17 protein-coding genes are annotated in these 19,687 nt (G+C 52.1%); 13 read left to right on the top strand and 4 right to left on the bottom strand.

What is annotated here, in order from left to right:
- Window positions 1-17: 17 nt before the first annotated feature.
- The 3 genes from TSP01S_RS09895 to TSP01S_RS09885 are packed head-to-tail and all read right to left on the bottom strand — an operon-like array spanning window position 18 to window position 1,730.
- Window positions 18-746, bottom strand: coding sequence for an NAD-dependent protein deacylase (locus tag TSP01S_RS09895; RefSeq protein ID WP_041078166.1), 729 nt, complete (start codon window positions 744-746; stop codon window positions 18-20).
- The gene (locus TSP01S_RS09890; RefSeq protein WP_041078164.1) at window positions 743-1,324 is read right to left on the bottom strand and encodes a DUF4897 domain-containing protein; all 582 of its coding nucleotides are present in this window, start codon (window positions 1,322-1,324) and stop codon (window positions 743-745) included. The genes TSP01S_RS09895 and TSP01S_RS09890 overlap by 4 nt, the downstream gene beginning before the upstream one ends.
- Window positions 1,325-1,355: 31 nt before the next feature.
- On the bottom strand, window positions 1,356-1,730 hold the full coding sequence (locus tag TSP01S_RS09885; protein ID WP_041078162.1) for a cyclophilin-like fold protein: 375 nt from the start codon (window positions 1,728-1,730) through the stop codon (window positions 1,356-1,358).
- Window positions 1,731-2,023: 293 nt separating this feature from the next.
- On the opposite strand from TSP01S_RS09885, the gene TSP01S_RS09880 reads away from it, so the two are divergent.
- From TSP01S_RS09880 to TSP01S_RS09840, 9 genes are read left to right on the top strand one after another with little or no spacing between them, the layout of a single operon-like run.
- Window positions 2,024-3,181, top strand: a complete 1,158-nt coding sequence (locus TSP01S_RS09880; protein ID WP_041078160.1) for a DegT/DnrJ/EryC1/StrS family aminotransferase — start codon at window positions 2,024-2,026, stop codon at window positions 3,179-3,181.
- A complete protein-coding gene (locus TSP01S_RS09875) occupies window positions 3,175-4,479 on the top strand; it encodes a nucleotide sugar dehydrogenase (RefSeq protein ID WP_041078158.1) in 1,305 nt (434 codons plus the stop codon). The genes TSP01S_RS09880 and TSP01S_RS09875 overlap by 7 nt, the downstream gene beginning before the upstream one ends.
- 12 nt (window positions 4,480-4,491) lie before the next feature.
- Window positions 4,492-6,543: a sodium-translocating pyrophosphatase gene (locus TSP01S_RS09870; RefSeq protein WP_041078156.1), complete on the top strand. Its 2,052-nt coding sequence runs from the start codon at window positions 4,492-4,494 to the stop codon at window positions 6,541-6,543.
- A 1-nt stretch (window position 6,544) separates the two neighbouring features.
- On the top strand, window positions 6,545-8,047 hold the full coding sequence (locus TSP01S_RS09865) for a MutS-related protein (RefSeq protein WP_041078154.1): 1,503 nt from the start codon (window positions 6,545-6,547) through the stop codon (window positions 8,045-8,047).
- A complete protein-coding gene (gene xseA / locus TSP01S_RS09860; RefSeq protein ID WP_041078152.1) occupies window positions 8,034-9,236 on the top strand; it encodes an exodeoxyribonuclease VII large subunit in 1,203 nt (400 codons plus the stop codon). The genes TSP01S_RS09865 and xseA overlap by 14 nt, the downstream gene beginning before the upstream one ends.
- Complete coding sequence (xseB, locus tag TSP01S_RS09855) at window positions 9,211-9,432, top strand: exodeoxyribonuclease VII small subunit (RefSeq protein ID WP_052463590.1); 222 nt, start codon at window positions 9,211-9,213, stop codon at window positions 9,430-9,432. The genes xseA and xseB overlap by 26 nt, the downstream gene beginning before the upstream one ends.
- A complete protein-coding gene (dxs, locus tag TSP01S_RS09850; protein WP_041078748.1) occupies window positions 9,413-11,290 on the top strand; it encodes a 1-deoxy-D-xylulose-5-phosphate synthase in 1,878 nt (625 codons plus the stop codon). The genes xseB and dxs overlap by 20 nt, the downstream gene beginning before the upstream one ends.
- Window positions 11,262-11,591, top strand: coding sequence for an Asp23/Gls24 family envelope stress response protein (locus TSP01S_RS09845; RefSeq protein ID WP_408033229.1), 330 nt, complete (start codon window positions 11,262-11,264; stop codon window positions 11,589-11,591). Before dxs ends, TSP01S_RS09845 begins: the two co-directional genes overlap by 29 nt.
- A 23-nt stretch (window positions 11,592-11,614) precedes the next feature.
- A complete protein-coding gene (locus TSP01S_RS09840) occupies window positions 11,615-13,207 on the top strand; it encodes a DAK2 domain-containing protein (RefSeq protein WP_231848638.1) in 1,593 nt (530 codons plus the stop codon).
- On the opposite strand, the gene tdh is transcribed toward TSP01S_RS09840, so the two are convergent.
- Entirely contained in the window at window positions 13,180-14,238 is a 1,059-nt protein-coding gene (gene tdh, locus TSP01S_RS09835) for an L-threonine 3-dehydrogenase (protein WP_041078147.1), read from the bottom strand. The genes TSP01S_RS09840 and tdh overlap by 28 nt on opposite strands.
- A gap of 88 nt (window positions 14,239-14,326) precedes the next feature.
- Here tdh and TSP01S_RS09830 point away from each other — a divergent pair, with 88 nt between their 5' ends.
- The 4 genes from TSP01S_RS09830 (at window position 14,327) to TSP01S_RS09815 (ending at window position 19,687) form a co-directional block, all read left to right on the top strand.
- A complete protein-coding gene (locus TSP01S_RS09830) occupies window positions 14,327-15,565 on the top strand; it encodes an aminotransferase class I/II-fold pyridoxal phosphate-dependent enzyme (protein ID WP_041078146.1) in 1,239 nt (412 codons plus the stop codon).
- A gap of 66 nt (window positions 15,566-15,631) precedes the next feature.
- Window positions 15,632-17,464, top strand: a complete 1,833-nt coding sequence (locus tag TSP01S_RS09825; RefSeq protein ID WP_041078144.1) for an ABC transporter substrate-binding protein — start codon at window positions 15,632-15,634, stop codon at window positions 17,462-17,464.
- 76 nt (window positions 17,465-17,540) lie between these two features.
- Window positions 17,541-18,692, top strand: coding sequence for an ABC transporter permease (locus TSP01S_RS09820; RefSeq protein ID WP_041078142.1), 1,152 nt, complete (start codon window positions 17,541-17,543; stop codon window positions 18,690-18,692).
- 23 nt (window positions 18,693-18,715) lie between these two features.
- Window positions 18,716-19,687, top strand: a complete 972-nt coding sequence (locus tag TSP01S_RS09815; protein ID WP_041078746.1) for an ABC transporter permease — start codon at window positions 18,716-18,718, stop codon at window positions 19,685-19,687.

The raw sequence follows: 19,687 nt of genomic DNA, 5'->3' as shown, positions 1-19,687 counted from the left end.
TCCTTTTTTTATTTTTTTCAGAGAAGTTGCATCAGCACCTCAGCGAAAGAGCTGAGGTTCACATCGAATTTGGCGTCTGCGAGCTCGTCCAGCCCGGTCCTGTCCTTGTTGACGATGATGAGTCCTGCGCCGTGCTTCTTTGCGATGACGGGCAGCTGTGCCGCAGGATACACCAGAAGGGAGCTTCCCATAACGATCATCAGATCACAGTTCTGTGCGTAACGCATGGCTTCGTCCAGGGCATGTACGGGTAAGCTCTCGCCAAAGAAGACGATGTTCGGTCTGATCAATCCATCGCAACCACAACGGGGTATCGTGTCGGAGTCCAAAATCTTTTTTACCTGCTCGAGTGTGTAAGGTTTTTCACATTCCATGCAGTGATATTCGAAGATGCTCCCATGGAGTTCTATCACTTTTTTGTTGCCTGCCTTTTGATGCAATCCATCTATGTTCTGTGTGATGACGGCTTCTATCAAGTTTCTGCGCTCCAGCTCGGCCAGCAGAAGGTGCGCCCTGTTTGGCTGCGCCTCACTCATGGGGAGGAGCGCTTCCTTCCAGAATCGGTAGAAACCTTCTGGATCACTCAAGAAGTAGTCGATATCGAAAACGTACTCAGGGTATTTCGAGTACAGCCCGTTTGGACTCCTGAAGTCGGGGATACCGCTGTCGGTGCTTATGCCTGCTCCAGTGAGCACAACCACTCTGCGTGAAGTTTTTATTTTTTCGACCAGTTCTCTCTCCGTCACGGTCCTTCACCTTTTCTGAACACGACTCGAGGGAAACTCATCGAGCCGGTGGGTTTCCAGTAGATCTGATTGTTCAGAGCTTTAGTCGGAGTCGGTTCCACGGACAGCACGATCGCATCCTCTGGAAGAACCACGACGATCTCTGAATCGGCCACAGCGTTGATCGACAGATCTTTCAGGCCGGTATCAACCACGTCGTTCTCAACGAGCGCCACGTTTGAAAGGGTGGCTTTTTCAACCACTTCCAATATTCCGGATCGTTCGGTAACGGTCGATTCCATCGAGACGACCTCGATCTGCCTTCCAACCCTCTTGCTGACCTCGGCGAAATATTGCTTGAACTGTTCGATTGAACCCTGTTTGTAATTCTGCAGGTACTGATTTTGTTTTGCCGAATCTTTGAAGAAAAGGCCGGCCGTGGTCGTGAAAGTAGCGTTGCCGGCGTAATCGTACTCCATCCTGCTCCTGTAATAGACGATCTCAAAGGCCGGCCGCTGCAGGAACACGCCGATCAACTGCATGACCGTGAAGAAGAGTATGAAAGCGATCAAAAGGTAAAGCAGAGTTCGTTGATTCAATCGTTCGGCCTCCCAAGATATGTTAACACAATCACTCCGCCTGCACGATGACCTTCGTCCCAGTCCTGACGTTTTTCAGCAGATCTAATCCTTCTTTGACTTTCCCGATGACGTTCACCGCACTCGCGGGCCTGATCTTGTCATCGCTTATTGGAGTCTTACCGAAGAAGATGCATATGGCCCTTCCCGGGATCCAGAAAGCCACGTCACCCTCTTCAACCACGTCTTTGCTGTTCTCCTCGACGGAGAGACGTACGGGTGTTTCGAAGTATATCTCGTCACCCCAGCGGTTCGCAACAGATTTGATCGGAAGTTCTTTCGCAATGGCCTCGATCGTCAGAGGCGCTTTCTTCTCGTCGAGTTCGGCCACGCACTCGACCTGTCCGAAGATGAATCTCAGTTTCATAGCATCTCACCTCCCGTCCAAGAATTTTAGAGCAAACGCTCGGCAAATTCAACAATTCTGCGGTTTGACTTCCACCCAATCCTTTGAAGAGGATGGGATTTTTCGTGTCGTGTGCCCAGCTCACACTCCTTAACCCACCGGGCTGGCGAAGGTCTTTACTCCTATCTTTTTCGGTCTTTCAAGATTTTTACCACGCGAATGAAGATAACCCACCTTTTCACCACGATTCCATGAATGGAGTGTGCTTTCTGGCTTGCATTATGTAAAATGGTTCTAAGGAGGGAAACGTTGGGATGCGGGTGCCCCTTTTCGATATGACCAGGCAGTACGAAACACTCAAAGAAGAGCTACTCGGCGCGGTTGATGCTGTCTTCAGCTCGGGCAGAGTGATCATGGGGGAGAACGTCAAAGCGTTCGAGCGGGAGATGGCGGACTATCTGGGCGTGAAGCATGCGATAGGAGTGGCCAACGGTTCCGATGCACTGTACATAGCGGTGAGGTCGCTGGGTATCAAAAGCGGCGATTTCGTCATCACGACTGCCTTCACGTTCTTCGCCACGGCGAGCTGCATAACCAGAAACGGTGCCACGCCCATCTTTGTGGACATAGACGAGCGTACTTTCAACATCGATCTGGATCAGGTCGAAAGCGTTCTGGAGAATCATCCATCGCGGGAGAGGATCAAGGCGGTGATACCGGTTCATTTGTTCGGACGGACGGTGGACCTGGAGAGGTTGAAGCGCATCAGGGACAAATACGGCGTCAGGATCGTGGAGGATTGCGCTCAGTCGGTCGGTTCCACGTGGCGTTTCTCCGATGGCACGGTGAAAAAGAGTGGCAGTGTCGGCAACATCTCCACGCTCTCTTTCTTTCCAACGAAAAATCTTGGCGCCCACGGTGATGCTGGCATGATCCTCACCAACGACGACGATCTGGCAGAATTCTGCAGGATCTTCAGGGTCCATGGCGCCAGGGTGAAGTACTTCCACGAAATCGAAGGGATCAACAGCAGGCTCGATGAAGTGCAGGCCGCGATACTGCGTGTGAAGCTCAGAAGGCTGGACGAGTACCACAGGCGCAGAATAGAACTCGCCAGGCTGTACAACGAACTTTTTGAAAGACACGGCTTGACAGACCGCATCGTGTGTCCTCCCGTGGGCAAAGATTTCGAATGCGTTTTTCACCAGTACGTGATAAGGGTGAAGAATGGGCACAGGGACAGGTTGAAGTCCTATCTCGAATCGCATGGAGTGGAGACGGCGATTTACTATCCACTCGGTCTTCACAGACAGCGGTGTTTTTCACATCTGCCGGCCGTCAAGCTCGAGAAAACGGACAGAGCCTGTGCAGAAGTTCTCGCCCTGCCGATGTTCCCGGAACTTCGCGAAGAAGAGGTCGAATACGTCGTAGAGTGTATCAGGGATTATTTTGAGGGGGAATGTGCATGCTGAGGGACAGAATCATCAACAAGACTGCAGTTGTGGGTGTGATAGGTCTGGGTTACGTGGGCCTTCCACTCGCGGTGGAGAAGGCGAAGGCGGGTTACACGGTCATAGGGTTCGACATTCAGAAGGAACGTGTGGATAAGGTGAACCGTGGAGAAAACTACATCGGTGATGTGGTGCCTGAGGATCTGGAAAGGCTCGTGAAGGAGGGCAAACTGCGTGCGACCAACGATTACGATGAGCTTGCCCAGTGCGACGTGGTCGCCATCTGTGTTCCAACACCCCTCGACGAATTCAAACAGCCCGACCTCACTTACGTCGTGAACACATCGAAAGAGATCGCATCGAGGTTGCACAGAGAAATGCTCGTGGTTCTCGAATCGACAACCTATCCTGGCACCACCGAGGAAGTCGTCAAGCCGATCTTGGAATCGAGTGGCTTGAAATGCGAAGAGGACTTCTATCTGGCCTTCAGCCCGGAGAGGGTCGATCCAGGAAACTTGCTTTACAAAACCAAGAACACACCCAAGGTTGTGGGCGGGGTGGGGAAGAAATCTGCAGAACTCGCTAAGTTGCTCTACGAGAGCGTGCTCGATGCACCGGTTTTTGTGGTCTCCTCGGCGAAGGCCGCGGAGATGACAAAAATACTTGAAAACACGTTCAGAATCGTCAACATCGCTCTGGCCAACGAGATGGCGATCATCGCGGAGAAGATGGGGATAAACATATGGGAGGTCATAGAGGCAGCCTCGACGAAACCTTTCGGGTTCATGCCTTTCTATCCCGGTCCAGGCGTTGGGGGTCATTGCATCCCGATAGATCCGTTCTATCTCACTTACAAAGCGAGGCAGTACGATTACCACACCAGGCTCATCGAACTTGCAGGTGAGATAAACGACTCGATGCCCTCGTACGTCGTGAACAGGATCATGAAGTTGCTGAACCAGAGGAAGAAGTGTCTGAACGGTGCACACGTTTTGCTCGTCGGGATAGCGTACAAGGGCGATGTGGACGATGTGAGAGAATCTCCCGCCCTCAAAGTTCTCAAGCTTCTGGAAGAAGAACAGGCTGAGGTTGTGGTGGTGGACCCCTACGTAAAATCTTTCAAATGGAAAGGTTCAGAAAGGAACACAGTACCACTGACGGCGGACCTGGCACGATGGGCCGACATAGCCGTCATAACGACCGCACACAGAAAACGCATCGATTACAGAATTCTGGTGGAAAACTGTTCATTGATCTTCGATACGAAGAACGTTCTGAAGAGTTTCAATCTCCAGGGGCCAAACATCGTGGTGCTTTGAGGGGGTGAGGTTGTGGGCAGGTTCGTGCTGAGTTTGCTGGCAGGGGCAGGCTCGATGGTCTTAGCAGTCTCATTGATGTTCTACGTGCTCAAAAAAGACACGGGTAACGAGAGGATGAGGCAGATCCACGCAGCGATCAAAGAGGGTGCTCTGGCGTATTTGAAAAGGCAGAACAGGACCCTCGCGGTTTTCGTCCTGGTCATGGCGATCGTGCTTGGAACTGTAGGAAGCTTTCTCAAGGGAACCAGTATAGGCCTATCCATGGCGATCGCCTACGTGCTGGGTTCCGTGTGTACGACGCTCGCCGCCTACATAGGTATGCGGGCGGCAGTTGAGGCGAACGTCAGGGTTGCGGCTGCGGCACAGAAAGGTTTGAAGGCGGCGTTCCCGGTTGCGTACTACGGTGGAGCGGTCATGGGTCTCTTCGTGGTAGGCATATCCTTACTCGGGATTTCGTTGCTGTTCTTCGTGTTCAAGGTGTTGCTGGGCTGGTCGGATCCTGATGCGGCGAGTGTTGTGCTCGGTTTCAGCTTTGGAGCCAGCGCGCTGGCGTTGTTCGCCAAGGCCGGTGGGGGAATCTACACCAAAACGGCCGACATCAGCGCCGATCTGGTGGGGAAGGTTGAGCTCGGGATAGCCGAAGACGATCCGAGAAATCCAGCAGTCATAGCGGACAACGTGGGAGACAACGTTGGAGATGTCGCGGGTATGGGTGCAGATCTGACAGATTCCTACATCGCGAGCGTTGTCGCGACGATGATCATCGGAGCGGAGATCGCGAACGAAACGCTCACCGTGTTACCTTTGACCATAGCGGCGGCTGGTCTGTTCGCTTCGATGCTGGCCCTCATCTTCGTCGCGCGCAGCATCAAAAGGAGTCCGGGTCAGGCACTGAACCTTGGAACATTCTTGACCTGCCTCATCTTCGTCGTGCTGCTCTTCCTGGTGACGCGCTTTTCAAACCTTGAAGGAAATTCGTGGCTCGGCGTGTTTTTGCCAACGCTCGCCGGTCTGGGTGCGGGCGTGGCGATAGGATTGACCTCGGATTACTTCACCTCCATAGAGAAGAAACCTACCAGGACGATCGCTGAAGCGTCCGTCACGGGTACAGCCATAAACATACTGATGGGCTTTTCTTACGGTTTGATCAGCATCGTTCCGCCAATTCTGTGCATAGCTGCCGCGACGATCGCCGCCTGGTACCTCGCGAAGGCTTTCGGCATCGATCCGTTCTACGGCATAGCGTCTGCCGCACTCGGAATGCTGTCCATCGTGGGTACGATCATCTCCGCCGACGCTTACGGGCCCATCTCGGACAATGCCAAAGGTGTTGCGGAGCAGTCTGGTCTCGGCGAAGACGTTGTTGCCGTGACGGACATGCTGGATGCCGCTGGGAACACTTCGAAAGCGATAACGAAAGGTTTTGCCATAGGATCGGCTGCACTGACCGTGCTGGCACTGTTCGCCGCCTATGCACACTTGGTTGACATCACAACGCTGGATCTGATGTCTCCTCAAGTCATCTCAGGAATATTCATTGGGGCCATGATGCCGCCATTGCTGTCGGCCATGTTGATACTCGCAGTCAGCAAGAACTCTGAAAGGATGATAGAGGAGATAAGAAGACAGTTCCGTGAAATACCTGGTCTTGCGGAAGGCAAGGCGAAACCAGACTACGCGAAGTGTGTGGACATTGCGACCGCCGGGGCCCTGAAAGAATTGTTGCTTCCGGGTATAGTCGCAATCGTGGCTCCCGCACTCACACTCGTGGTCCTCGGGAGAGAAGCACTCGCGGGATTCCTTGCCGGCAGCATCGTGAGCGGTATCATATTCGCCCTCTTCATGGCCAACTCTGGAGGTGCGTGGGACAACGCGAAGAAATACATCGAAGAAGGCCACTTCGGTGGAAAGGGTTCCGAGGCGCACAAGGCAGCCGTCGTGGGAGACACCGTGGGTGATCCGTTCAAAGACACGGCAGGACCGTCTCTCAACACGATGATCACCGTGATGTCGCTGGTGGCAGAAGTCTTTGCACCGCTGCTGCTGCTCGTGGTGAGCCGGTGATATGATGAGCGGTTTCGTGGATGGACCGACCAGGTCCTTCACGATGGTTGACGAGATTCTGGGGCCCTTCTCACCGAAAACCGCGTATGGGAGGAGGGCCCTGGATGATTTTTCGTGTGTTCTGACATCTCAGGAGCAGTTTTTATCCCACTGGGCTCGACTGGAAAAGGTTCTCGCACTCAGTCCAGAATCTGTGGAAAGAATGGAAAAGATCTTGGAAAAGGTTCCGGATCTGAGCCATCAGATCGAACACGGCTTTGCGGAGATATCTGACTTCGCCAAATTGAAGAGGTTCGTGTTCTATTTCATGTCGCTCAGCAAGATCGCTGGTCAAATCTGGGACCTTCCGGATGTCAGTGGTTTCTGGAAGGTCCTTTCTCATTTCTTCGGCGAAGGAGAAACTCTTCAGCTTCAGTCGGAAACGTTGCTCAACCTCAGAAAGGCACATTTTGAAATAACGCAACAACTCAAAAAAGAGTTTTCTCACCTGTGTGATCGAGTGTACAGTCTGGTTGGCCTGAGACCTCTCGGTGAAGAGTTCACCGTTTCTGTAGAGATCGGGAGAAAGCTAACTGAGGCCAATCTGGCACAGCTCCTGAAGGACTACGGTGAGCGCTGGCACATGCGCTTGATAGACACCGAGAAAGCGACCTCGCTGAAGCGAGATCTTGAGGCTCTGGAAGAAAAGATGCAGGACGAAACTGAAAAGTTGCTGAAAGATATCAGGCGACAGATTGAAGGTTCTCTCGATCTTCTCAGAGCGTGTGAACGAACCATTGAAACTATCGATCTGGACCTGTCACGTTACAAAATGTATTTCGCGTACAGATGTTGCAGGCCCGAAGTTGGGGAAACTCTGCGTGTGGTCAAAGGCAGGTTCATTCCCACACTGAACTATTGTGAGCAGAACGGATACGAGTATTATCCGATCGATCTGGATGCGAAGAGTGGGGTCACCGTGCTGTGCGGGCCCAACATGGGAGGAAAGACGACGGCTCTCAGAACGGTGGGGGCTTTCGTGTTGCTGTTTCAGCTCGGTTATCCCGTCCCAGCTGATAGGTTCACGAGTCCTATCTTCAACGCCGTTCGATTCGTCTCGAGGGGGGAAGAAATCGGGTTCAGTTCGTTCGCCATGGAGATCCGCAGCCTGGTTCAGGCCTTGAAGCTTGAAGGGAAAAAGTTGCTTCTACTCGACGAGTTCGGCGCGAGTACCAATCCGATCGAGGGTGAAGCGCTGGTACTCGCCGTCGTCGAACATTTTTCTGCTTCGCAGGATTACGTCTTTTTGACGACGCACTATCCCCGGGTGGTCCTGAAAGCGGAGAACGTCTATGGCTGTGGAAGAATCAAAAATATCGACGAGGACGATCCACACAAGATGTTTGATTATTCGCTCGTTCCGAACGTCAAGCATGTTGAAAAGATAGGATTAATCATCGCCGGTAAACTCGGCCTGCCTTCCGACGTGCTGGAAAGGGCGAGGAGATACTGTGGAGTGGGGTGAAGAGCGGGTCTACAGTGTGAGCGACATCACCTTCTACATAGAGAATCTCTTTGAGAGCGATGAGAATCTGACCGACGTGACCGTGGTCGGTGAGGTGGTCGATTGCAAGACGAGAAACGATCATCTGTTCTTCTCGCTGAAGGATGAACAGGCTTCGATCGGCTGCGTGATGTTCCAGGGAGCGCACATGGGAATCCATCTGGAAGATGGGATGATGGTTCAGGCGAACGGTGACGTGAGGGTTTATCCACCAAGGGGACAGTACAGACTGGTGTGCAGAAGGTTGAGACATCTCCCTGACAGAGGACTCATGTTCCTGAAACTCAAAGAGACGTACGAACGGCTCAGCAAGATGGGAATTTTTGACAAACCAAAGAAGCGACTCCCAAAATTCCCGTCCACGATCGGGGTGATCACGTCCAGGGATTCGGCCGCCCTTCAAGACATCCTCAGGACCATATCCGAAAGATTTCCATTCGTGAAGGTGGTGCTCTACCACACGAGTGTTCAGGGAAAGGGAGCCAAAGAAGAGATTTTGAAGGCCCTGTACGATGCGAATCTCGATGAACTCGACGTTGTGATAATAGCCCGTGGTGGAGGTGCGACCGAGGATCTTTGGTTGTTCAACGACGAAGAGGTAGTGATGGGTGTGTACGCCCTGAGACATCCCGTGATAACTGGTGTAGGCCATCAAATAGATTCTGTGCTGGTCGATCTGGTGGCTGACGTGGCTGCCCACACACCAACAGCCGCCGCTCAGAACGCCGTGCCAGATATGAGAGAGATCGTTGGAAATGTCGAGCGTTCTCTGCAGACGTGCTTCACGAACATCATCAGACTCTGGAATCGCACCAAGGAACGCTCAGACGAGCTTCTGCTCGAGATGAAAAGGGGCGTGACCCAGTTGCTGGATGACTTTGAGAAGTCTTCAAAGCAGAGTCTTGAGAAACTGAAAACACTGATCGACGGCAAAGTCGATTCTTTGAACCGGAAGCTCGAGCTGGCGGGTGCCAGGTTGAACCTTTTGAATCCCGTCGCCGAACTTGAAAGGGGTTACGCGATCGTTGAGAAGGATGGGGTCAGGGTTCACTCGAGCAGGGAACTGTCCCCGGGAGACGTTTTGATGGTAAGATTCCACGATGGATCGGTGAAGGTGGTAGTGGATGAAGATAGAAGAGCTGATGAATGAACTCGAAAGGATCGTGGAACTGTTGAACTCTCAAAACCTGTCGCTGGACGAGTCTCTGGAACTTTACAGGAAAGGTGTGGAGATCTACAAGAGGCTTCAGGAAGCTCTGAACAGAGCCAAGATAGAAGTGGAAGATCTTTACGCTCAGTTGCATCGAAACGGGGTGGGAGAGAGTGATAACGATAGACCAACTTAAGGATGCGCGAATCGAAGACCTTGAGCGCTTCGCTGAATTGATAAGAAAAAGGATAATCGAGGTCGTTTCCCAGAACGGGGGGCATCTGGCGTCAAATCTGGGTGTGGTGGAACTCACACTTGCACTCTACAAGGTGTTCGACCCGAGGGAAAACATCATCGTTTGGGACACTTCTCATCAATGTTATGCGCACAAACTCTTGACTTACAGGTGGGAACAATTCTCCACACTGAGAAAGCTTGGAGGCATAAGTGGCTTCAATTCCATCAAAGAGAGCGCATTCGACAGGTTCGGTGCGGGCCATGCAGGAACTGCGATCGCTGCTGCCCTCGGTATCGAGAAAGCCTTGAACCTGCTGGGACAAAAGAAGAACGTCATCGTCGTTCTCGGTGATGGCGCACTGACCAACGGTGAGACCCTGGAGAGTCTGAACCAGCTGAAGAGTTTGAACTCGAAACTGAAAATCGTCCTGAACGACAACGGTATGTCCATCTCGAAGAACGTTGGTGCTCTGTCCGAGGCTTTCGCGAGATTGCGCACGAGTCAGGCGTACGTGATGTTCAAAAACCTCGTGAAAAAAGTGCTGTCTGCTTCCTCTACGGGTAAAAACCTGGAAGAGGAATTGAAAAGGTTCAGAGAAGGCCTGAAACAGTTCATTCAAGGAATCGATTTCTTTGAGGCCCTGGGCTTGAAGCACATAGGACCCGTCGATGGGCACGATCTGAAATTGCTTGTCGAGATGTTCGAGAGGATCAAAGATTACGATTATCCCGTGGTGGTGCACGTCGTCACACAGAAAGGCAAAGGTTACAAACCGGCCGAGGAGAACTGCGTGTTCTTCCACAGCTCACCGAGGTTCGACCCAGAATCGGGAGAGCCAGTCGTCAGAGAGGGCTGGCTCTCTTACAGTGATGTTTTCGGAGAGACTCTCGTCAGATTGGCTCGGAAGGATGAAAGACTGTTCGCCATAACCGCAGCTATGCCCGATGGAACGGGGTTGAGGAAGTTTTCGGAGGTGTTTCCGGACAGGTTCGTCGATCTCGGCATCACCGAGCAATCCTGCGTGACGTTCGCGGCTGGACTCGCGATTGCTGGATTCAGACCAATCGTCGCGATTTACTCGACGTTTTTACAGCGCGCGTACGATCAGATCATCCACGACGTAGCTTTGCAGGATCTGAACGTGATTTTCGCTGTGGACCGTGCGGGACTGGTGGGGGAGGACGGACCAACGCACCACGGGGTGTTCGACATAGCCTTTTTCAGGACTGTGCCGAACAGTAAGATATTCGCTCCGTGTTGTCTGCAGGAACTGATCAATGTGCTGAGATCGGTTGTGGAGAAGGATGTAAAAGGAGTCGTGGCGATCAGGTATCCCAGGCAGGCAGAGGAAGGAAACTTCGACGATATGTGGAAAAAATCGGCTTTGATTGATCCATTCCGCTGGGAGATAGTCAAAGAGGGGAAAAACGTGGCCATCCTGGCCGTTGGCACGATGGTGCAGAACGCTTTGAAGGCTGATCTCGATGCCACCGTCGTTTACGTACGATGCGTTAAACCGTTGGACGAAACCACGCTGGAGAGGGTGGCAGAAACTCACGAACTGATTGTAACCGTGGAAGAGGGTATCGTCAGCGGTGGATTCGGAGAATCCGTGCTGAGCTGTCTGAACAGAAAAGGTTGGCGCGGGAGTGTACTCATCGTGGGGATCAACGATGAGTTCGTGTCACACGGTAGCAGAGAGGAACTTTTGAAGCTGAAAGGACTCGATCCGGAAGGCATTCGCGAACGTGTGGTATCATTCTTGAGAAAGGAGGTTGGTACCTGTGGTGATCAAGCTGGAATATGGAGATCTTGAAATAAGTTTGAAAGCACTCAAGAAGCTTGCATACATAGCGACACTCCAGAGTTATGGACCTGTGAAAATCGATTCAGAGAGTTTTTTTGGGAAACTTTTCGGTGAGAAAGAAGAGGAACGTATCAAGGTCGAAGAGCTTGAAAATGGCAAGATCGTTGTTGACATCTACATCGAGGTCGAGTACGGTGTGAAGGTCACCGAGGTGGCGAAGAACATAATGGAGAGTGTGTCTCACGTCATGCGAAATATAGGTGGTTACGAGGACGTTGAGGTCAACGTGCACGTGACAGGGGTTCGCTGAGGAGGTGCTCAGGCTTGCCAAAGGTGAACGGGAAGTTCATGAAGCTTGCGTTCGAGAAGGCAACAGAAGAACTTGCCCTCCATGTGGACGAGCTGAACGCACTCAACGTCTTCCCCGTGCCCGACGGAGACACAGGTTCGAACATGCTTGCGACCATGCGCGAAGGATGTAAATACTTAGAGCAACTGACAAAAACGGACCTGAAGTCCGTTATGGACGCCATCAAGAACGGCACGTTGATGGGAGCACGCGGAAATTCTGGTGTGATCCTTTCACAGATATTTCGAGGCTTTGCGGTCTATTGTGAGAAGAAGAAAGCTCTGGAACCGCAGGACATTCTCGGCATGATCAGAGAGGCAAAGAACGTGGCCTACAAATCCGTGATGAAACCGGTTGAGGGTACGATCCTCACTGTGCTGAGGAGGATTGTCGAACGATCGGAAGAGGCCGCGAGTTTTCAAGATTTTCCCGAAGTCTTTGGCTGGATCGTCCAGGTTGCGGAGCAGGCCGTGAGAGAGACACCAAAGCTTTTGCCCGTGCTCAGAGAGGCGAACGTGGTGGATGCAGGTGCAAAGGGATTGTTCTACATATTCAAAGGTTTCCACGCCGCCTCACTCGGTGAGCAGGCCAACTTGGAGCTGGTCGCGACCAAGAGCGGAGAAGTGACGGTAGAACTTCCAATCGAAGAACTGACTTTCCAGTACTGCACCGAGGTCATGATAAAGAGGGAAAACAATTTTTCCGACACCGAGGTAGAAAAATTCAGGAGCTTTCTCGAGAGCGTTGGAGACTCAGCCGTCGTTGTGCACGATTCTGCGATTCTGAAGACTCACGTTCATACGAACAACCCCGGCGTGGTCATAGAGGAAGCTCTGAAGTACGGCGAACTGCTGAAGGTGAAGATAGACAACATGAAGCTTCAGCACGAGCACCTTGTCCAGCAGAGTGAACCGAGGAGAAAGTACGGTTTTGTGGCTGTCTCACCGGGTCAGGGCATAACCGCGGTACTGAGGAATCTGGGTGTTGATCAGATCGTCAGGGGCGGACAGACCATGAACCCCAGCACGGCAGATCTGAAGATCGCCATCGAGAGGGTCAACGCGGATGTGGTCTTCGTTTTCCCGAACAATCCGAACATTCACATGGCTGCCAGGCAAGCCGCAGAGCAGATAAACGGTAAGAAAGTCATTCTGATACCCACCAACACCGTTCAGGAGTGTATCTCCGCCATGATGGCCTTCGATCCGAACGAATCTGAGGACGTTCTCACCGATAAATTCAACGAGGCCGCGAAGTACATCATAGCTCTCAGCATCACGAGGGCTGTCAGGGATGCAAAACACAACGGTACGAAGATCAAGAAGGGCGAGTACATGGTCCTGAAAGGTAAGTCACTGATCGCCCACGGCCAATCACTGAAGCAGGCGTTGCACAGGGCGCTGCTGTCGCTGGATTTGAGAAACAGGGAGGTCGTCACCATCTTCAAAGGACAGGAGGCCACCGACGAAGAGGTGGCCATCCTGGAAAGCGTTTTCAGAAAAGTCATGGACAACCCGCAGATAGACATTCATGAAGGTGGTCAGCCGCACTATCCGTACCTTTTGATGATCGAATGATCGAACTTCATGACCACCTTGCCGCATTCTCCCTTCATCATCAATTCGAATCCATATTCCCACTCGTCAAAGCTGATCACGTGGGTGACAACCTTTGAGAGATCGATCCTTTTGTGTTTCAAGAGTCTATCGGCTATGTACCACGTCTCGAACATTTTTCTTCCCGTTATGCCGAAGACCTTGAGGGCCTTGAACGTGACCAGCTCGTCCACGTTGAATGAGATCTCTTTTCCATACAGTCCCAGGATCGCCACCGTTCCACCGTTGGTCGTCACCTTCAAGCCCTGCTTGAGTGCGTCCACGCTACCGGACATTTCGAGAAAGACATCGACACCGTTTCCTTCGGTCAAACGCATCACCCTATCTTCGAGATCTTCCCTTGTGGGATCTATCACGATATCCGCACCGTTTTTCAGCGCGAGGGCTTTTCTGTAATCCTTTATCTCCGAGGCGATGACCAGAGCGGCTCCAGAAACCTTCGCCACCTGTATCGCCATGGCACCTATGGGTCCCACACCGCTGATGAGGACAACTTTACCCGTTAGATCTTCGACGAGCGCTGTGTGAACAGCGTTACCGAAAGGTTCCATCACAGATGCGAAGATGGGATCGATCTCTTTCGACAACTTCCACACGACTGTTTGTGGCACCTTCACGTATTCTGCAAAAGCTCCGTTGGTGTCGACGCCGAGAATTTTCATGTTTCGGCAGACGTGCATCCTGTTCGTGCGGCACTGAACACAGCTCAGACATGGTATGTGAGTTTCACAGGCGACGTAATCTCCGACCTTGACAGTTTGAACGGCTTCCCCGACCCGTTCAACGATCCCGGAGAACTCGTGACCGATGATGAGGGGGGGTTTTATGCGACTCTGTGCCCAGCTATCCCATCTGAAGATGTGCACGTCGGAGCCACATATGGAAGCCGTTTTCACCCTGATCAGGACTTCGGTCGGCCCGGGTTCACCGGGTTCCGGTACCTCCACCATCGTCAGACCTTCCGCCATGGATGTTTTCATCAACGCTTTCATCTCTATCCCTCCTCTTCCACCACACAGTGTACAACAAACGGATTCAAAAACGAAACATTGTATAATGGGTTCGGAGGAGGTGGAATTCTTGGCGACAGATAGATTGGAAAAGGTTCTGAATGCGGAACTCGAACAACTCAGAAGTGAAGGAAGGGCGAAGGGAAAAGAGTTCATAATAGTGGATGTGAAAAAACCAGCCAATGGCAAAGGTCCAAGGTATCTGATCAAAGGCTTCGGAGACAAAGAGTTCATAAGGATGAACTCGAATTCGTACCTTGGAATGTCTTTGAGAGAGGACATCATAAAGGTCGAGGAAGAGACCGCACGGAGGTTCGGGGTTGGACCCGGTGCCGTCAGGTTCATAAGTGGAACTTTCCAGCCACACAGAGACCTGGAAAAGGCCCTGGCACGGTTCCACGGACGGGAAGAAGCCATGATCTACAGTGCCGCATACGTGACGGTGATAGGTGTCATAGCGTCGCTCGTCACGCCCGAAACGATAGTGATCAGCGACGAGCTGAACCACAACTGCATCATAAACGCCATAAGGCTGGCCCGTCCAAAGGAGAGGTTCATTTATAAACATCTGGACATGAAAGACCTTGAAGAAAAGATCGTTCAGAGCATCAACAAGGCTGAAAGGTTGATCATAGTGACGGATGGGGTCTTCAGTATGAGGGGAGATTACGCACCGCTCGACGTGATTCAGAGACTTGCAGAGAAGTACGATCATCATTTCCCTCAGAACATCATCACCGTCGTGGACGACTCACACGGCGTGGGCGCCTTCGGCCCGACGGGTAGGGGAACGGAGGAAGTCACCAACGGCAGGGCGGACCTTCTCGTAGGAACGCTCGGTAAGGCCTTCGGTGTCAACGGTGGCTACGTTGTCTCGAGTGAAACGATAATCACTTATCTGAGAGAAAAAGCGATCACGTACATATACTCGAACCCGATCACGCCCGCCGAGGCCGCCTGCGCGTTGAAGGTTCTGCAGATTCTGGATAGCCAGGAGGGAAGGGAACGACTCTCTTATCTGAGAGGCTTGGCGAGGAGGTTCCGTGAAGGTCTGATCAGATTGGGTTACGAGACGATCGAAAGCGAACATCCCATCGTACCGCTCCTCGTCAGGGACACGAAGAAAACGGCGGATCTGGTGAACTACCTGATCGAACACGGTGTGCTCGCGACGGGTTTGAACTACCCGGTGGTCCCTAAGGGAGACGAAACGATAAGGTTCCAGATCAACGCGGACCACACCCCAGCAGACATTGATTACGTTCTGAGCGTGCTCGAGAAGTACAGAAAAGAACGCTGGAACGTGTGATTGTCTGGCTAACATGTGGTATTATAATTATGCGAACCCAAAACCTTGTGAAGGGAGGTAGAGGGAATGAAGAAACTGCTGGTATTTGCTGTGATTCTCGCTGTGCTCTCAGTCTTCGCACAAACGCTCAACTGGGCGCTCTTGCAGGAGCCAAAAACTCTGAACCCGTGGAACCACTACGGACCGAACGCCACGGTCTGGAACAGCTACGTACTCGGGACCTGGTACGGGGCACTCTACGGTTATTCCGACGTGAGGTTTGACTGGATCCCGAGCCTGGCAGCGGACCTTCCGAAGATCGAACAGGAAGGGGACCTGTGGGTCTACACGATTCCACTCAGACAGGATGTTGTGTGGTCCGATGGGACGAAGTTCACGGCAGATGACGTTGTTTGGACGATGAACACGGTGTTGAAGCTCATCAAGGAATACGGCCTGGGTGGAAACTGGGCGAGCATGATCGATCCAGACTACTTTGTCAAGGCAGAAAAAGTTGACGATTTCACAGTGAAGGTGTACTTCACCCAGCCGAGTTTGGCCAAGGCAAACTTTGGAGCTCTGATGGCGCCCATACTGCAAAAGAAGTACTGGGAGCCAAAAGTTCAGGAAGCTTTGAAGACCGGTGCTCCGCTGCAGACACTCTACAACTACGACAATTCCGACGAGCCCATCATAGGCCCGTTCAAGCTCGTCAAATGGGAAAAAGGTGCGTTCGTACAACAGGCTGCAAGACCTGACTATTTCGACAGAGGAAGCACGCTGATTCTCTACAAGAACGGAGCCGTTGAGATCAAGAATCCCAACACGGGCTTCCACTGGGTTGGCTACGGAGAACCCACCGGTGAAAAGATGCTCGAGCTCGTCACCGGTCCGTATGTCGATGACATCATTTACAGAATCTATCTGAACAGGGCTGCCGCGATCACGGCACTGATCAACGGTGATGTCAGCTTCGTGTTCAACTCGCTCGGTCTGCAGAAAGGCGAGGCAGACCAGCTGGCCAAGGCGAGCGGTGTGAAGGTCATCAGCAACACGACCAACGGCTTCAGGTACATGTGCTTCAACATGAGAAGGTATCCGATGAACATCAAAGAGTTCAGGCAGGCCATAGCGGCGCTCATCGACAGAGAGTTCCTGTGCTCCAGAGTGCTCGGTGGTCAGGCGTTCCCGCAGTACAGCGTGGTGCCCGTTGGAAACGCGTTCTGGTACAACCCGAAGGTTCCAGAACTCACGCCCGGTTACGGTCTCAGCTACGGTGAGAGAAGAAAACTCGCCATAGAATTGCTCAAGAAAGCGGGCTTCAAATGGGTTGTTGAACCGAAGATCGAGGGCAACAACGTGGTTAGACAGGGTAGGGGCCTCATCGCACCGAATGGACAGAGGATTGAGCAGATTGAATTGCTTGCTCCCGGTACCGGCTACGATCCGATGAGGGCGACGATGGCACTCTACATCGAAAGATGGGCCAACGAAATTGGTATACCCATCAAAGCCAACCTGGTCGATTTCAACTACATCGTGCAGAGGGTCTGGGACGAACCGTTCAACTTCGATATCTACATGCTCGGTTGGAGCTTGGGATATTATCCAGACCACATGGCGGACTTCTTCCACAGCAAGCGCGCTGGTGTTGGTGACTTCAACGCAGCTGGCTACAACAATCCAGAGTTCGACAAGCTCGCTGATGAGTTCCTTGCCGCTTCTGACATAAACAAAGCGAGAGAACTTGGCTTCAAGCTGCAGGAAATCCTGGCGGAAGATCTGCCCTACATCGTCCTCTTCGACACACCGATCATCGAAGCTTACAGGATTGATCAGATCGTCTTCCCGTACGAGCAAACACTGTCTGGATTGCAGTACGTCAGTGGTGTTCCCGCTCTGGTCAAAGCTGCTCAGTGATGGAACGTTAGACTCGTAGGATTTCCCAACCGCCCTCTCCGGGCGGTTGGGTTTTTGGAAAGGGAGGAGATCGCGCGTGCTCAAATTTCTGGGAAAAAGAGTGTTGCAAATAGTGATACTACTCTTCATCTACGTGACCGTGGTCTACTGGTTGATCGAGGCGATGCCAGGAAGTTTTGTCGATCAGTACCTTCTCAATCCGAAACTCACGCCCGAGATCAGAGAGAATTTGAAGAGGCAGTTCGGTTTCGACAAACCTGCTCACATGAGGTATTTGATATACATGAGAAACTTCCTGAAACTGGACCTAGGAATCTCGTTTTCTTACTTTCCCACGAAGGTTACAACGATAATCGCTGAAAGGCTCCCCAGGACCGTTTTTCTTTTCGTCACTTCGACGCTTGTGTCGTATGCCCTTGGATACAGCCTTGGTAAACGCGCAGCGTGGAAGAGGAGTGGCGTGCTGGACAAAGCGACCACCTTCGTTGGCATAGTTTTCTGGACGATATTCTTACCGTTGCTCGCCATCTTCAACATATGGTTGTTCGGTGTGATCCTGAAGATCTTACCTTTGAACCAGTTCATCGACCCGAACTTATGGAAGAACGCACCTTTGTCCGCCCAAACGATTTTTATAAGGCTTCTTTCAAACGCTCTGGTTTTCCTCATAGTTTTTCTAATAGCGTTGCTGGTTTCCAACAGACTCAAGACGATTCCCGCAAAAAAGCTCACACTTTACGTTTCTTCCATTGCCACGATTGTTGTATCAGTTTCGATATGGATCCTCTCAGGCTATTCTATCTACGCCTGGGATATCATAAAGCACATGGTGCTTCCCGTGCTCACACTCACGTTGTACTCTTTTGCCGGTAGCATGCTCGTCATGCGCGATACGATGCTCGATGTGATAAAGGAAGATTACATAACCACCGCGAAGGCCAAAGGCTTACCAGACGGCGTCGTTAGAGACAAACACGCGGCGAGAAATGCGCTTTTACCTCTTGTCACCAATTTCGTCATCAGTCTTGGTGCCACGGTGGGTGGGGGTATCATCACCGAAACCATGTTCTCCTGGCCCGGAATGGGGCGTGCCTATCTGGAAGCGCTCAACAGTCAAGATACCCCGTTGTTGATAGGCCTTCTGGTCTTCACTGGCATCTTCGTCCTCATCGCACATTTGGTGGCCGACATAATGTATGCGGTGCTCGATCCGCGCATAAGGTATTGAGGGAGTGATCGATTGTGACTGAGATGGTCGTTGTTGAGCCGCTCTGGAAGATAAGGTTCAAACTCTGGTTGAGATCTCTCAGGACCGGTTGGGAACTTTTCAAAGAGAGAAAGCTCGCTCTTTTTGGCCTGGGCGTGATAATATTCTTCGCGATCTTTGGCCTTCTTTACCCGGTTTATCCACTGATCATGAAGAACATCTTCTGGAAAAACGATTTGTTCACATACCAGACCTTCCTGCCGTACGATCCGATCGTCGGTTTTGATCCGTACATAGTGAGCCATCCCTCGCCTCCGTCGCTGAGACATCCTCTGGGTACCGATCCGCTGGGTAGGGACATCTTCGCGATGATCATGTACAGTACGCCGAGAGAGTTCGTGCTCGGTATCACTGCGGCTCTGATAACCGTCTTCATAGGCACGATCATAGGAGCCAGCGCTGCGTATTACGGTGGGGTCATAGACACGTTCTTCATGCGGCTCGCGGACATCATCATGTTATTCCCAAGCTTGGCACTGCTCATGGTCCTGAGCGCGTTCATGGAACTGACTCTGTTCAGACTTGCCCTCATCATGGGCATCCTTGCGGGCTTTGGGTCCATAACACTGGTTTTGAAGGCTCAGGCATTGACTGTCAAGGTCAGACCTTTCATAGATGCCGCAAAATCGACGGGCGCGAGCGATGCGTACATCATATTCCGCCACATCATCCCGAACATCCTTCCCCTTTCTTTCCTTTACATGATGTTCAACGTCACCGGCGCGATATTCACAGAAGCGGTCCTCTCTTTCCTCGGGTTGGCCAACATACGCATGAGCTGGGGCGTTATCATCCAGATGGCTGAATCTTCCGGTTATCTCATGGGTAGCAGCATTGGGGCGTACTGGTGGTTGTGGCTCCCGGCGGGTGCGTGTATCACGCTGCTGTGCTCGTCGTTCTACTTCTTGGGTCGAGGACTTGAAGAGATCGTCAATCCAAGATTGAGAAAGAGGTGA

Source organism: Thermotoga caldifontis AZM44c09, assembly GCF_000828655.1.
In the GTDB taxonomy this organism is placed as follows: domain Bacteria; phylum Thermotogota; class Thermotogae; order Thermotogales; family DSM-5069; genus Pseudothermotoga_A; species Pseudothermotoga_A caldifontis.
This window is presented reverse-complemented; position numbering and strand designations above follow the sequence as displayed.

Coding starts and splice junctions, on each gene's coding strand:
- TSP01S_RS09885 (WP_041078162.1), bottom strand. CDS start 1,730: ATGAAACTGAGATTCATCTTCGGACAGGTCGAGTGCGTGGCCGAACTC.
- TSP01S_RS09880 (WP_041078160.1), top strand. CDS start 2,024: ATGCGGGTGCCCCTTTTCGATATGACCAGGCAGTACGAAACACTCAAA.
- TSP01S_RS09875 (WP_041078158.1), top strand. CDS start 3,175: ATGCTGAGGGACAGAATCATCAACAAGACTGCAGTTGTGGGTGTGATA.
- TSP01S_RS09865 (WP_041078154.1), top strand. CDS start 6,545: ATGATGAGCGGTTTCGTGGATGGACCGACCAGGTCCTTCACGATGGTT.
- xseB (WP_052463590.1), top strand. CDS start 9,211: ATGAAGATAGAAGAGCTGATGAATGAACTCGAAAGGATCGTGGAACTG.
- tdh (WP_041078147.1), bottom strand. CDS start 14,238: ATGAAAGCGTTGATGAAAACATCCATGGCGGAAGGTCTGACGATGGTG.
- TSP01S_RS09825 (WP_041078144.1), top strand. CDS start 15,632: ATGAAGAAACTGCTGGTATTTGCTGTGATTCTCGCTGTGCTCTCAGTC.
- TSP01S_RS09815 (WP_041078746.1), top strand. CDS start 18,716: ATGGTCGTTGTTGAGCCGCTCTGGAAGATAAGGTTCAAACTCTGGTTG.